Consider the following 13,657-nt stretch of genomic DNA (forward strand, 5'->3'; position numbering starts at 1 on the left):
TTAAAGGGTTTGCTCCAAAATGCGAACAACTAATTGTTCAAAGCTTGCACCATTAGCTTTTGCTGCCATTGGTACTAAAGACTTTTCTGTCATGCCTGGTACTGTATTTACTTCTAATAAGTAAAAGTTACCTTGCTGATCACGCATCGCATCAACACGGCCCCAACCACTTGCACCCACTAAATCAAACGCTTTTAATGCCATATCTTGCAACAATTCAGTTTCTTGCACAGATATATCTGCAGGGCAATGATACTGAGTTGTATTCGATTGATACTTAGCTTGATAGTCATAAAAACCATTTGGCGTCGTCATCTCAATGACAGGCTGAACATCTTGCCCTAGTACAGCAACAGTAAATTCACGGCCAGTGATCCATTGCTCAACAAGCACTTGGCTATCAAACTTAAATGCAGCGTTAAGCGCAGCATCAAGTTGCTCTGCGCTGTTTGCTTCTGCCATACCAATACTTGAGCCTTCATGTGACGGTTTCACCATCACTTTACCAAATTCATTAATAATCGCTTGGCTATCAAACTCATGGCGGCTATCAACAACAGCATAAGGTGCTGTGCTCAGCCCCATTGCCTTAAATAAATGCTTACAACGTACTTTATCCATCGCAAGCGCAGAACCTAAAACATCACTGCCTGTATATGGAATCCCCATAAACTCAAGTGCACCTTGAATGGTACCATCTTCACCACCACGACCATGAAGGGCAATGAATACACGTTCAATGTTTAATTCTTTTAATTGCCATAACGGCTGATCTTTCGGATCAAAAGCAATGGCATCAACGCCAGCACTTTGCAAAGCATTCAATACAGCTTGGCCTGATTTAAGAGATACTTCTCTTTCGGCAGATGTGCCGCCAAAAAGTACCGCTACTTTGCCAAATTTGTCACTTAACTGGCTCATACGTTTACCTGCTTTAGTTGTTCAATGGACAACTCGGTTGCTGCTAACTTTTTCACTAACTGGCCTATGTTACCAGCGCCTTGTGTTAAAACTAAATCATTATCTTGCAGTGTATTTGCTAGGACACCGGCAAGCTCAGAGTTACTAGCAACATGTAATGGCTCTTTACCACGCTGGCGTAAACTACGACATAAACTCTTGCTGTCGGCTCCCACGATTGGCTCTTCACCCGCTGAATACACATCTAGCAGTAATAACTGATCGACATCAGCCAGTACTTTGACAAAGTCTTCGTATAAATCACGGGTTCGACTATAACGGTGCGGCTGATAAATCATCACTAAACGTTTATCTGGCCACCCTTCACGAACCGCCGCAATCGTCGCCGCAACTTCTGATGGGTGATGGCCATAATCATCAACTAACATGACATTGCCGCGCTCATTTTCAAAGCTTCCGTAATGCTGAAAACGACGGCCCACCCCTTCAAATTTTGTTAACGCTTCTAAAATTGCATGATTAGCGATGTTTTGATCTTTAGCGACCGCAATCGCTGCAGTCGCGTTAAGCGCATTGTGCTTACCCGGCATATTAAGCGTAACAGCTAGGCTTTCACCTTGCTTATTTACAACATTAAATGAACAAGTATTCGCTGTTTGGCTAAAATCAACCATTCGGTAATCAGCTTCTGCCGACTCACCATAGGTAATAACAGGACGCCCAAAGCGAGGGATCAGCTCTGCCGCAACCTCAGAGTCAATACACACCACAGCTAAACCATAAAACGGTAAGTTATGAATGAAATCAACATACGTGTCTTTCATTTTTTCTAAGCTACCGCCGTACGTATCCATGTGATCTTCTTCAATATTTGTGATCACAGATACCATAGGCTGTAAATGTAAGAATGACGCATCGCTCTCATCAGCTTCTGCAATTAAAAAGTCACTTTTACCAACCTTAGCATTACTCCCAGCACTGTTTAGCAAGCCACCAATAATAAAGGTTGGATCAAGGCCTGCTTGTGCATAAATGCTCGCGATTAAACTCGTGGTTGTTGTTTTACCATGAGTGCCTGCCACTGCAATACCGTGGCGAAAACGCATTAATTCAGCCAACATTTCTGCGCGGCGAACAATAGGAATACGCGCCGCTTTTGCTGCTTTAATCTCAGGATTTTGCTCGTTAATCGCACTTGATACCACCACCACGCTGGCATCTTTTACATTGTTTTCATCATGACCAATAAATACTTCTGCACCCACTTTAATTAAGCGCTCAGTCATCGCACTGTGCGCAATGTCTGAACCTGTGATGCGGTAGCCTTCAAAAGCAAGTACTTCGGCAATACCACCCATGCCTGCGCCACCAATACCCACAAAGTGGATAGTGTCGATACGACGCATCGCAGGACGAGTGTTGTTTTCTTTCATCGTGCTTTCTTTCACTACTAATCTCTTCTATCTGCTAGTTGCTCACAGCGTTTTGCAACATTGGCTGTGGCATCTAAAATAGCAAGCTGTTTTGCTTTACTTGCCATTGTTGAAATTTTTTCTGGTGCATTTACGTAAGGCGCTAATAACTCAACAACCGCCGCTTGGTTAAACTCACTTTGCTGCATAATCAACGCTGCTTGCTCAGTCACTAAATACTTTGCATTGGCAGTTTGATGGTCGTCGACAGCATGCGGAAAAGGCACAAATAAGGCCATTCTTCCTGCTGCCGCAATCTCACTCACCGTTAATGCACCAGCACGGCAAATTACCAAATCGGCCCATTGATATGCACTATCCATATCATCAATAAATTCAGCGACTTTACTATTTTCAGTTAATCCTAACTGTTGATAGCTGGCAGTCACATTCGGTTCATTATTTTTACCCGTTTGGTGCCATATATTAAGCGTTGTTAGCGCTGAAAGTTCACTGAATACAGCAGGTAAAGTCTCATTTAGTACCTGTGCTCCGAGTGAACCACCTACCACCAGCACATTAATCGGTGTCGTTGTTTGCTTAGCAGTGACATTAGCGACACTTTCTCTGACTGGGTTACCGACTACTTCACATTGTTCTTTTGCAAAAGCTGATGGAAAAGCGGCTAACACTTTGTTGGCAAACTTCGCTAGCCAGCGGTTACTCATGCCTGCAACAGCATTTTGCTCATGAATAACCAAAGGAATTCCTAAGCTCTTTGCTGCAATGCCAGTAGGTCCGGTCACATAGCCCCCCATAGCAAGAACAACATCTGGCTTTTGAGCTTTTAAAATTTTACGTGCTTGAAAAACCGCATTCATCACCATAAAAGGTGCCTTAATCAGGCGTTTAATTCCATTTCCGCGCACACCTTTCACATTGATAAAATCAATCTCAATGTTGTGCTTAGGTACTACCGTTGCTTCCATTCTGTCAGGCGTGCCAATCCAGCTAACTTGCCAGCCTTGCTGTTTTAAAAAGTCAGCAACTGCAATGCCTGGGAAAATATGGCCACCGGTACCGCCTGCAACAACAAGTAATTTTTTACTCATCGCTTACCTCCACGTGAGGTTGCCTGCTTAGTCGCCATCTTTGTTTCAAAATCTATTCGCAAAAGTACACCTGTTGCTATGGTCATAATTAATAAGCTAGAGCCACCGTACGAAATAAACGGTAGTGTTAGGCCTTTGGTTGGCAAAATACCGGCACTTGCCCCCACATTTACCATGGTTTGAAACGCAAACCAGATACCAATAGCAAAGGCAAAATAGCCTTCGTACTCTTTGCCACATTGCAGCGCTTTTTGGCCAATTAACAAGGCTCTGAATACAAATACAGCAAGTACAATCAAAATACTAAATACGCCAAAAAAGCCGAGTTCTTCACCAATCACAGCAAAGATAAAGTCATTATGTGCCTCTGGCAGGTATTGCAGTTTTTGTACGCTATTGCCTAAGCCTTGACCAAACCAACCACCTTGGCTGTACGCCATTAGCGATTGTACTAACTGATAACCTTTACCGAATGGATCTTCCCACGGTTCTAAAAAGCCTGTGACACGAGCCATACGATATGGCTCAGCGATAATTAGCACCACCACTGCAGCAATACCCGTTAAGATAAGGCCAAAAAACTGCCATAACTTAGCACCCGCTAAAAACAACAAACCAACTGTCGTCACAAACAGTACAACTACAGTTCCTAAGTCTGGTTGCATCAAAATCAAAAACGCATACACACCAAATACAGCTAATGGCTTAAAGAAACCTTTTAAGTTCTCTTGTACTTCTTCACGTTTACGCACTAAGTAACCAGCAATGTAGCTAAAGAAATACAGCTTGGCGGCTTCAGCGACCTGAAAGCCCACCGGGCCAATAGGTATCCAACGCTTTGCACCGTTCACTTCACGGCCAACAATCAGCACCAAAACGAGCAAACCTAAACCCAGCAACAATAAATAGGCGTTACTGCGCTTCCACCAATCCATAGGCACGTTAGTGGCAATCCAAAACAAGAAAAAGCCCATAATTAAGAACATGCCATGGCGAATGATAATGTGATACGGATTATCAAATAATCGCTCTGCTGTTGGCATAGAGGCACTGGTTACCATCACAAAGCCAACGCCAATCAACATCAACATGCAATACAATAACGGCACATCATAAAGTTGCGGCGATTGTTTTGGTGTTAATGCTTCACGGATGTCAGCAAATGCAATCATACTGTCTCCGCCAATACGCACTGCGCAAAGTCATCACCACGTTGCATATAATTGTTATACATATCAATGCTGGCACATGCAGGTGCTAATAAAACAATATCGCCACTGCTGCTTAACTGTTTTGCTAGTTGCACCGCTTCATGCATGTTGGTGGTTAGGTGGCCTTTTTCAGTTAGAGCCACTAACGCTTTAGCATCTTTACCAAAACAAACAAGCGCTTTTACTTTGTTGTTTAAGTATGGCTTTAAGGCATCTAAATCAGCCCCTTTTGCATCACCACCGGCAATAACAACTAATTGCTTTGCTTGATCTGCTAAGCTTTCAATCGCAGCGATAGTTGCACCTACATTGGTCGCTTTAGAATCGTTAAAGTATTTTACTTCATTAATTTCAGCAACAAACTGACAACGGTGTGCAAGCCCAGTAAAAGCACTAAACGCTTGCTGGTAATGCTCTTTAGCAATATCAAACGGGTTCAGTAATGCCATGACCGCTAAGGCGTTTTGTTGATTGTGAGAGCCAACAACATTTAAGCAGCTTGCTGGTAATACTGGCTTACCGTGTGCTGCAAAGTATTGCTCACCTTGATGTTCAACCAAGGCAAAATCTGCATTAGCGAGCGCAAAGCTCACTTGGGGCTGCTTTGCAGTATGAGTTGCCACATCAATGGCATTAACTACCGCGAGCTCAGAGCCGTTATAAATACTTTGCTTAGAGTCAATGTATGCTTGGTAGCTTGGATAACGATCGAGGTGATCTTCACTCACATTCAATACACAGGCACTTTTTGCTTTTAAGCTGTGTGTGGTATCAAGCTGAAAGCTCGACAGTTCAAGTACATACACATCATAGTCTTGCGATAGTAAATCAAGTACCGCAGTACCAATGTTGCCACCAAGGCCAACTTTATAACCGGCCGCTTTAAGCACTTCAAACGCCAATGTAACTACAGTCGACTTACCATTTGAACCTGTCACCGCAACAATTGGTTTATCAGTTAAACGAGCAAAAAGCTCAACGTCACCAATCACTTCAACACCAGCATCAATCGCTTTTGCTACTGCAGGTGTCGCGAGGCTTAGACCTGGGCTGATGATAATAATGTCATTGCTGGCTAAGTCTGCCTGTTCTAAATCACCAAAGTGAGTCGTTAACTCACTGGCATGCTCATTTAGCCAATCAGCACCCGGCGGCGCTGTGCGGCTATCAACAACAATTGGCTTAATATTCTGAGATAATAAAAAACGCACAATGCCCAGACCGGTTACACCGAGTCCGAGCACTGAAATTTGTTTGTTTTTAATCTCGTTAATAACTGTCATTTACCTGATCTTTAATGTCGCAAGGCCAGCAAGTACTAGCACGATTGAAATAATCCAAAAGCGCACAATTACGCGCGGCTCAGGCCAACCCTTTAATTCATAATGGTGGTGAATAGGCGCCATTCTAAAAATACGTTGGCCACGTAATTTGTAAGAGCCCACTTGTAAAATCACCGACAATGCTTCCATTACGAACACACCACCCATGATGATAAGTACTAGTTCTTGGCGAACCAGCACCGCAATAATACCCAAAGCACCACCGAGTGCTAATGAGCCTACATCACCCATAAATACCTGTGCTGGGTAGGTGTTAAACCATAAGAAACCAAGTCCAGCTCCCACAATTGCTGTACACACAACCACAAGCTCACTGGCGAGTGGCAAATGCGGAATATGTAGATAGCTTGAGAAATTAACGTTACCTGTTAAATAAGCAATAATGGCAAGTGCTGCCGCCACTAAAATGGTTGGTACAATCGCTAAACCATCAAGGCCATCTGTTAGGTTTACCGCGTTCGACGTACCGACAATTACAAAGTAAGTCATCACGATATAAAACAACCCTAGCTGTGGTAACACGTCTTTGAAAAACGGCACAACTAATGAGGTTTCGCTGCCTTGCTGCGAGGTAAAATAAAGCGCACTGGCAACCACTAACGCAATCACTGATTGCCAAAAGTATTTCCACTTAGCAATTAAGCCTTTAGGGTCTTTGCGGATCACTTTACGGTAGTCATCAACAAAGCCAACCACACCTAACGAGCCCACGACAAATAAGGTTGCCCAAACATATTTATTTGAAAGGTCAGCCCACAGTAATGTGCTGGTAAAAATCGCCCCTAAAATCAAAATACCGCCCATAGTTGGCGTGCCTTTTTTAGATAGGTGTGACTCTGGACCATCGTGACGAACCACCTGACCAATCTGCATTTTTTGTAATGCACGAATTAGCTTAGGGCCAAAATAAAGTGAGATAAGCAGTGCTGTTAAAATACCTAAAATTGCGCGCAGCGTTAGGTAAGAAAAAACATTAAAACCACTGTAATACTGTGTTAAATACTCGGCCAGCCAAACTAACATGACGATACTCCATTGTTGCCATTTTGCTGGCTATTTACTAAATCTGTGACCACAAGCTCCATACGAGAACTGCGCGAACCTTTTACAACAACTGTGGTTTTTTGCGTCGATTGAGCAAGTTCACTTTGTAATTGTTGTAATAATTGTTCACGGCTTGAGAAGTGGCGGTTTGGCTTTTCAAATACATCACTGGCTGATTTACTTAGTACACCTAGGCTATAAAGTTCATCAATGCCTTTTTGCTGTGCATATTCACCGACTTGTTGATGATAAAAACGCGCTTCTTCACCAAGCTCGCCCATATCACCTAACGCAAAAATACGACGCCCCGGCATATCACTTAATAAATCAATTGCCGCTTTAACCGATTGCACATTCGCGTTGTAGGTATCATCAATAACCGTCAATGTGTCTGACACTTTAAGGACGTTTACACGACCTTTAACTTCACCCATGGTTGCCAGCGCTGATGCAACACTTTCGAGGCTTACACCCAGCTCAGTGGTTAACGCGGTGGCTATTAATGCATTTGCAATATTATGTTTGCCCGGTAGTGCCAGAGTGACAGGTACTTTTTTATCTTTATTACAAAGCACAAAAGAAGCACGGGCTTGCTCATCAAGCACCACATCTTCTGCCCAATAATCTAATTGTTGGCTAGTAGAAAAAAGTTTTACGTTGCGATCAGTTAATTTATCAAGCCAAAAATCGGCATAGTCACTGTCGCAATTAACTACGGCAACACCATCAGGCTTTAAGCCGTCATAGATTTCGCCTTTGGCCGTTGCTACACCTTGTAGTGAGCCAAAGCCTTCTAAGTGAGAAGCTGCAACATTACATACCACAGCAACATCAGGTTTCGTCATTGCTACTGTGTATGCAATTTCACCAATGTGATTTGCACCTAATTCAATAACCGCATATTGGTGTTGTGGTTCAAGGCGTAATAACGTGAGTGGTACACCAATGTCATTATTAAAGTTGCCTTTTGTTGCCAGTACTTCACCATGGCCAGATAAAATCGCCGCACACATTTCTTTAACGGTCGTTTTACCCACGCTACCTGTGATAGCAATTGTTTTTGGTGCAACCTGTGCCATCACAGCTGCGCCAATTTGGCCAAGCGCAATTCGTGTATCACTGACCACAAACTGCACAATATCGACATTAACAGGACGCGCTACGATGGCAGCTATCGCGCCTTTTTCTTTTGCTTGCGCAACAAATTTATGACCATCAAAATTAGGCCCTTGTAGCGCTAAAAACACTTCATCATCGCACAAAGTACGAGTATCAGTATTGATATTTTTTACCGTTTGATTACCACCTTGGTAATCGGTTGCTAGAACTTTAGCTAGCCAATCAAAATCCATAGGGATCATAACTGCGCCCCTTGCGATTTTTCTTTTAATTGTTGTTGTACATACTGACGATCGCAGAAGTCGATTCGTTGGTCGCCAATAATTTGATAGTCTTCGTGGCCTTTGCCCGCAATTAGAATGACATCATCAGCACCTGCTTGCGCAATGGCATAACTAATAGCCTGCGCGCGGTCTGCTTCACAATGTGCGCGTTCAGGCCGCTCAAGCCCCGCAATCACATCAGCAATAATTGCGTCAGGGTCTTCACTTCTTGGGTTATCACTAGTGACAATAATACGGTCTGCATTAGCTTCAGCAGCTTTTGCCATCATCGGGCGTTTGCCTTTATCACGGTCACCACCACAGCCAAACACACAGCTGACGCCACCTGGAACATGCTTTTGCAATGCTTGTAATGCTAGTGCTAACGCATCAGGAGTATGGGCATAGTCAACAACACAAGTCGGTTGACCTGGCGCACTAAATGCCTGCATGCGCCCAGCAACAGGCTGCAATGATTTACACCCTTCAACAAGTAAATCAAGTGGGTAACCCATACCTAATAAAGTAGCCATTGCAGCGGCTAAATTATATAAGTTGAACTCGCCAAACAGGGTGCAATTAACTTCAGCCTGCCCCCAACTGGTATCGAACTTCGCCGATATACCGGCATTATCGTATGTTACATCGCTGAAATAAACAAAACGCGCATTTTTAGGCGTTAGGTTTTTATGGCCGTAACAAATTAGGTTATTGAAGTCGTATTTTTCTAACCATGCTTCAACTTGCGCATCATCTTGATTAAGCACCACAAGCTCAGGCATATGGTCACGCATTAACATCAACTTCGCATCACCGTAGGCATCCATCGTGCCATGATAATCTAAGTGGTCACGCGAAAGGTTAGTAAACACAGCGGCTTTAAATTTACACTGATCAACACGTTGCTGAACTAAGCCATGAGATGAGACTTCCATAGCCACAACATCATGCTGTTCTGTTACAAGTTCAGATAAAATACGCTGTAAATCAACGCTCGATGGTGTGGTGTTTGCAAGCTCAGTCAGGTTATCAGGGTGCCCATAACCGAGCGTACCAATCACAGCCGCACGTTTATGACAGTGCTGTGCTAAATGCGCGATCATCGCTGTGGTCGTTGACTTGCCATTGGTGCCTGTCACACCCACTAAATCCAACTGCTTTGATGGTTGCTGGTAAAAAGCAGCTGCAAGTGCAGGCAGCTTTTTCGCTAAATCGGTAACTAAATAAAGTGGTTCAAACTCACTTTCGAACTCACATAAACGGTCAGCAATAACTGCCACCGCACCATTTTCAATGGCTTTTTCAATAAACTGTCCGCCATCGAGTTGATGGCCTTTTATGGCAACAAACACATCGCCAGCTTTTACATCTCGGCTATCAAGACGTAGTTGATTGACCACTAAACTATTGGCCTCAACATCAATATGATTAAGAATCGGTTTTAAATCACGCATCGTTATCTTTGCCTTCTACGTACGCAACCGCATCTTTGTCCGGTGCAACGTTTAGAATTCTTAAGGCATTGGAGACAATCTCTGCAAATGCAGGACCTGCCGTCGCACCGCCGTAATAAACATCTCCACCCGGCTCATTAATCAATACTACTACCGCTAAACGCGGGTTGCTTGCAGGTGCGATACCAGCAAAATAACCAACGTATTCGTCACCGTAACCACCAACAGCGGCTTTTTTAGAGGTACCTGTTTTACCTGCAGCACGATAACCATCAACGTGAACTTTTTGTGCAGTTCCACCTTTCTCAAACACGCTTTCCATCATGTGAACAACAGCTTCAACATCTTTTTGTTGAAAAACGCGTTCACCTTCTGGTACCGACTCTTGTTTAAGTACAGTCAATGGGCGCATAACGCCGCCTGAACCTAACATGGCATAAAAACGCGCCATTTGTGCGGTACTTACTGCTAAGTTGTAACCAAATGATAGTGCGGCAATTTCATGATCAGACCAGCGGCGATTTGGATAAAATAAGCCACTGCTTTCACCAACCATGCCCGTACCACTGTCGCTGCCAAAACCGACTTTTTGATAAAGACCAACAAAGTAATCTTTTGGTAACTCTTGGCTGACCTTAGTCACACCCATATTGCTTGAATATTTTAAGATCTCTCTTAAAGTCATCTCACCATGATTACGAGTATCTTGCACAAGGCTTCCACCTACTCGCATCCAGCCAGGGTAAGTATCAACTATTGAATCCGGTTGAATTACGCCGTAGTCTAAACCAGCTAAAATGGCTAGCGGCTTAACAGTTGAGCCTGGCTCAAATAAATCGGTGATAGCACGGTTACGACGCTTATGCGGCGCAGCATCTGATAAGTTATTTGGGTTAAACGATGGGCTATTTACCATAGCCAACACTTCACCGGTTTTAACATCCACAACCATGGCTGAACCTGAGGTCGCTTTGTACGATAACACCGCTGATTTCACTGCTTTATAAGCAATTGCTTGAATACGTTGGTCGATACTTAAATGAATACTCTCTGGCTCTACACGCTCGCGCTCATCAAGAACTTCTACTTCACGGCCTTGCGCATCTTTACGAATAGTACGCTGACCTTCAACACCGGTTAACGCTTTTTCATAAAGCTTTTCGATCCCCTCAATACCATGACCATCAATGTTAGTAAAACCAATAACATGAGCTGTCACTTCACCGGCAGGGTAATAACGTTTTGACTCATCAAGTAAGTGGATACCTGGTAAACGAAGATCACCAATATAGTTAGCTACAGCAGGGGTAACCTGACGTTTTAAGTAGACAAAACGACGCTTTGGATTATCACGAAGGCGAGAGTTAACTTTACTTGGGTCAATACGTAATACATCCGCAAGTTCACGCCAGCGAATATCATTATTGTAATAAGCGGCAATACGTTTATCTAACTCAACAGTGTTTTCAGCAAGCGCTTGTTGATCTTCACCATTTTTACGTGCTTGACGCAGTACCTTACTGATCAGTGATTTATGTAGTGCTTTAGGATCGGCATACACACTTACCACAGGCACGCTGACTGCCAACTCTTTACCATTACGATCGAAGATCATGCCTCGCTGCACATGTTGTTTTTCAACTCGCACAGTACGTTTATCACTTTCTGAACGCGCTTTATCTGGCTCAATGACCTGTAAAAAAGCGGCACGCGCAACCAGCGTCATAAAGACTAGCAACACCACTGAGCACACGAGCAAAAAGCGCCATGTTATCAAGGTATTCGTTGGCTTTTTCCCTCTGCTTCTCATTGCAGTACCACCACCTGTTCGTCTTGGCTAGTTGGCCGTTTCATTTCTAATTGCATGGTTGCGACTTCTTCAATACGCGCATGCTGCGAATAAAATTCTTCTTCTACAAGCAAGTAACGCCACTCAAGATCAAGTTCATCGCGCTCTTGCAGTAATTTATCTTGTTCAATCAATTGTTGACGCGCTAGATGCGTCACTTGAACCACACTCAAGCTCGAAGCAAGGATCACAACCAACAAGGCCAAGGTCAGCTTATTAGCTCCTAGGCCTTTAAAAATCTCTACAAATAAATTGGGTTGGCGATGTGTCGCTTTAGCTTTCATTACAACCTCTGAGCAACCCTTAGCACAGAACTACGTGAACGCGGGTTAACTTCTATTTCCGCCTTACTCGGCTTAATGGCTTTACCCACTGCCTTTAACGTCAGATTTTTGTTTATTTGTGCGTCCGTCAAAGGCAGACCTCTGGGTATCGCCTCTCCCTTACTCTGTTTTTTTATAAACTGCTTAACAATGCGATCTTCTAACGAGTGGAACGAAATAACGACTAGACGCCCACCTGGTTTTAAAACGTCAACAGCGGCTTGCAGTGCAGTTTGAATTTCTTCAAGTTCACTGTTGATATAAATACGGATCGCTTGGAATGTACGTGTAGCTGGGTGTTTGTGTTTATCTTTCACTGGCACCGCTTCATCGACTAAGTCAGCAAGCTGCTTTGTGCTTGTGATAGCAGTGTGCTCACGTGTTTCAATTATTTTATGAGCGATACGGCGACCAAACTTTTCTTCGCCGTAGGTTTTAATCACATGGGTAATATCTTCAAGTTCAGCTTCAGCTAGCCATTGTGCAGCACTGCGACCACTGGTTGGGTCCATGCGCATATCAAGCGGGCCATCTTTCATAAAGCTAAAACCGCGTTCAGCATCATCAAGCTGTGGCGAAGAAACACCGATATCTAACAAAATACCGTCTACTTTACCGATTAAATCGTTATCTTCGGCAACTGTTTTAAGGTTTGAAAAACGAGTGTGGGCAATCGAAAAACGTGCATCATCAGCAAACTTTTCGGCGGCTTTAATAGCTTGTGGATCTTGGTCAATTGCTTGTAAACGACCTTGCTCACTTAAACGCGCAAGAATTTGTCCAGAGTGCCCACCGCGACCAAATGTGCCATCCATGTAAATGCCTTCGGGTTTAATATCCAAAGCATCTATGGTTTCGTCCATCAGTACAGAGACATGTTCAAATTGCGCTGTCATTAGCTAGTTTTTGCCTTTTTATTATTGTGGTTAGAGTGAGAAGTTATCGAACTCAGGATTCGCCTCAAAATCGCCTAGGCGTTCAATTTCAGTATCTTGGCGCATTTGTTCATGCCAACGATCTTCATCCCAAATTTCAAACTTGTTCATCAAGCCAACCAACATGATTTTTTTTCCAAGTTCTGCATGTGCGCGTAACGACGGCGCCAGCAAAATTCGGCCATTTTTATCTAGTTGATACTCTGTAGCGTTACCGAGCAGCATACGTTGCATACGGCGAGCACGTGGATTCATGTTCGAAATCTTTAATAATCGTTCTTCAATTTCGAGCCATTCTGCTAGCGGGTATAACCACAAACAAGGTTCATTTAAGGCCACAGTGCAGATAACCGTTCCCTGATCTTCAGACAAGATCGCATCTCGGTACTTAGTTGGTACCGCAAAGCGTCCTTTATCATCCAAACTCAGAGAGCTCGCACCCCGAAACATAACTTGCCTTAAAAATAGGTTGTTAATCGTTAATGATTATTTCCGATCCAGTTTGATCCACTAAAAACCACTTTTTACCACAGTGCTCCAGTTTAGGGCTTGACAAGCCATTTTGTCAAGTAAGCAGATCATCATAAGCGCCTTGTGAAGCCAGAAAAAATAAGGCCTCAAGCAAAGCCTATGAATTACGTGGGAAAAAGTGGAAAACATCGAAAAAAAAT

At 43.5% G+C, this 13,657-nt stretch carries 12 protein-coding genes; all 12 read right to left on the bottom strand.

All coding sequences use genetic code 11. The features are described from left to right. The 12 genes from AOG26_RS02395 to mraZ are packed head-to-tail and all read right to left on the bottom strand — an operon-like array spanning position 1 to position 13,436. Entirely contained in the window at positions 1-921 is a 921-nt protein-coding gene (locus tag AOG26_RS02395; protein ID WP_054561047.1) for a D-alanine--D-alanine ligase, read from the bottom strand. Beyond that, a complete protein-coding gene (gene murC, locus AOG26_RS02400; protein WP_275669095.1) occupies positions 918-2,354 on the bottom strand; it encodes a UDP-N-acetylmuramate--L-alanine ligase in 1,437 nt (478 codons plus the stop codon). The genes AOG26_RS02395 and murC overlap by 4 nt, the downstream gene beginning before the upstream one ends. Positions 2,355-2,371: 17 nt before the next feature. Then, entirely contained in the window at positions 2,372-3,445 is a 1,074-nt protein-coding gene (murG, locus tag AOG26_RS02405) for an undecaprenyldiphospho-muramoylpentapeptide beta-N-acetylglucosaminyltransferase (protein ID WP_054561049.1), read from the bottom strand. After that, entirely contained in the window at positions 3,442-4,617 is a 1,176-nt protein-coding gene (gene ftsW, locus AOG26_RS02410) for a cell division protein FtsW (protein ID WP_054561050.1), read from the bottom strand. The genes murG and ftsW overlap by 4 nt, the downstream gene beginning before the upstream one ends. Next, the gene (gene murD / locus AOG26_RS02415) at positions 4,614-5,939 is read right to left on the bottom strand and encodes a UDP-N-acetylmuramoyl-L-alanine--D-glutamate ligase (RefSeq protein WP_054561051.1); all 1,326 of its coding nucleotides are present in this window, start codon (positions 5,937-5,939) and stop codon (positions 4,614-4,616) included. The genes ftsW and murD overlap by 4 nt, the downstream gene beginning before the upstream one ends. Then, positions 5,940-7,022, bottom strand: a complete 1,083-nt coding sequence (gene mraY, locus AOG26_RS02420) for a phospho-N-acetylmuramoyl-pentapeptide-transferase (RefSeq protein ID WP_054561052.1) — start codon at positions 7,020-7,022, stop codon at positions 5,940-5,942. Next, positions 7,016-8,404 (bottom strand): UDP-N-acetylmuramoyl-tripeptide--D-alanyl-D-alanine ligase, encoded by a 1,389-nt coding sequence (locus AOG26_RS02425; protein WP_054561053.1) that lies wholly within the window; start codon positions 8,402-8,404, stop codon positions 7,016-7,018. The genes mraY and AOG26_RS02425 overlap by 7 nt, the downstream gene beginning before the upstream one ends. Then, complete coding sequence (gene murE / locus AOG26_RS02430) at positions 8,401-9,879, bottom strand: UDP-N-acetylmuramoyl-L-alanyl-D-glutamate--2,6-diaminopimelate ligase (RefSeq protein ID WP_054561054.1); 1,479 nt, start codon at positions 9,877-9,879, stop codon at positions 8,401-8,403. The genes AOG26_RS02425 and murE overlap by 4 nt, the downstream gene beginning before the upstream one ends. Then, positions 9,872-11,689 carry a penicillin-binding transpeptidase domain-containing protein gene (locus tag AOG26_RS02435; RefSeq protein ID WP_054561055.1) on the bottom strand — a complete coding sequence of 606 codons (1,818 nt, stop codon included), beginning with the start codon at positions 11,687-11,689 and terminating at the stop codon, positions 9,872-9,874. Before AOG26_RS02435 ends, murE begins: the two co-directional genes overlap by 8 nt. Beyond that, positions 11,686-12,012, bottom strand: coding sequence for a cell division protein FtsL (ftsL, locus tag AOG26_RS02440; RefSeq protein ID WP_054561056.1), 327 nt, complete (start codon positions 12,010-12,012; stop codon positions 11,686-11,688). The genes AOG26_RS02435 and ftsL overlap by 4 nt, the downstream gene beginning before the upstream one ends. Beyond that, on the bottom strand, positions 12,012-12,947 hold the full coding sequence (gene rsmH, locus AOG26_RS02445; RefSeq protein WP_054561057.1) for a 16S rRNA (cytosine(1402)-N(4))-methyltransferase RsmH: 936 nt from the start codon (positions 12,945-12,947) through the stop codon (positions 12,012-12,014). Before rsmH ends, ftsL begins: the two co-directional genes overlap by 1 nt. Positions 12,948-12,977: 30 nt before the next feature. Continuing rightward, positions 12,978-13,436: a division/cell wall cluster transcriptional repressor MraZ gene (gene mraZ, locus AOG26_RS02450; RefSeq protein WP_054552739.1), complete on the bottom strand. Its 459-nt coding sequence runs from the start codon at positions 13,434-13,436 to the stop codon at positions 12,978-12,980. Between the last annotated feature and the right edge of the window lie 221 nt (positions 13,437-13,657).

The organism is Pseudoalteromonas sp. UCD-33C, from assembly GCF_001306895.1.
GTDB lineage: Bacteria > Pseudomonadota > Gammaproteobacteria > Enterobacterales > Alteromonadaceae > Pseudoalteromonas.

Coding starts and splice junctions, on each gene's coding strand:
- AOG26_RS02395 (WP_054561047.1), bottom strand. CDS start 921: ATGAGCCAGTTAAGTGACAAATTTGGCAAAGTAGCGGTACTTTTTGGC.
- murC (WP_275669095.1), bottom strand. CDS start 2,354: ATGAAAGAAAACAACACTCGTCCTGCGATGCGTCGTATCGACACTATC.
- murG (WP_054561049.1), bottom strand. CDS start 3,445: ATGAGTAAAAAATTACTTGTTGTTGCAGGCGGTACCGGTGGCCATATT.
- ftsW (WP_054561050.1), bottom strand. CDS start 4,617: ATGATTGCATTTGCTGACATCCGTGAAGCATTAACACCAAAACAATCG.
- murD (WP_054561051.1), bottom strand. CDS start 5,939: ATGACAGTTATTAACGAGATTAAAAACAAACAAATTTCAGTGCTCGGA.
- mraY (WP_054561052.1), bottom strand. CDS start 7,022: ATGTTAGTTTGGCTGGCCGAGTATTTAACACAGTATTACAGTGGTTTT.
- AOG26_RS02425 (WP_054561053.1), bottom strand. CDS start 8,404: ATGATCCCTATGGATTTTGATTGGCTAGCTAAAGTTCTAGCAACCGAT.
- murE (WP_054561054.1), bottom strand. CDS start 9,879: ATGCGTGATTTAAAACCGATTCTTAATCATATTGATGTTGAGGCCAAT.
- AOG26_RS02435 (WP_054561055.1), bottom strand. CDS start 11,689: ATGAGAAGCAGAGGGAAAAAGCCAACGAATACCTTGATAACATGGCGC.
- ftsL (WP_054561056.1), bottom strand. CDS start 12,012: ATGAAAGCTAAAGCGACACATCGCCAACCCAATTTATTTGTAGAGATT.
- rsmH (WP_054561057.1), bottom strand. CDS start 12,947: ATGACAGCGCAATTTGAACATGTCTCTGTACTGATGGACGAAACCATA.
- mraZ (WP_054552739.1), bottom strand. CDS start 13,436: ATGTTTCGGGGTGCGAGCTCTCTGAGTTTGGATGATAAAGGACGCTTT.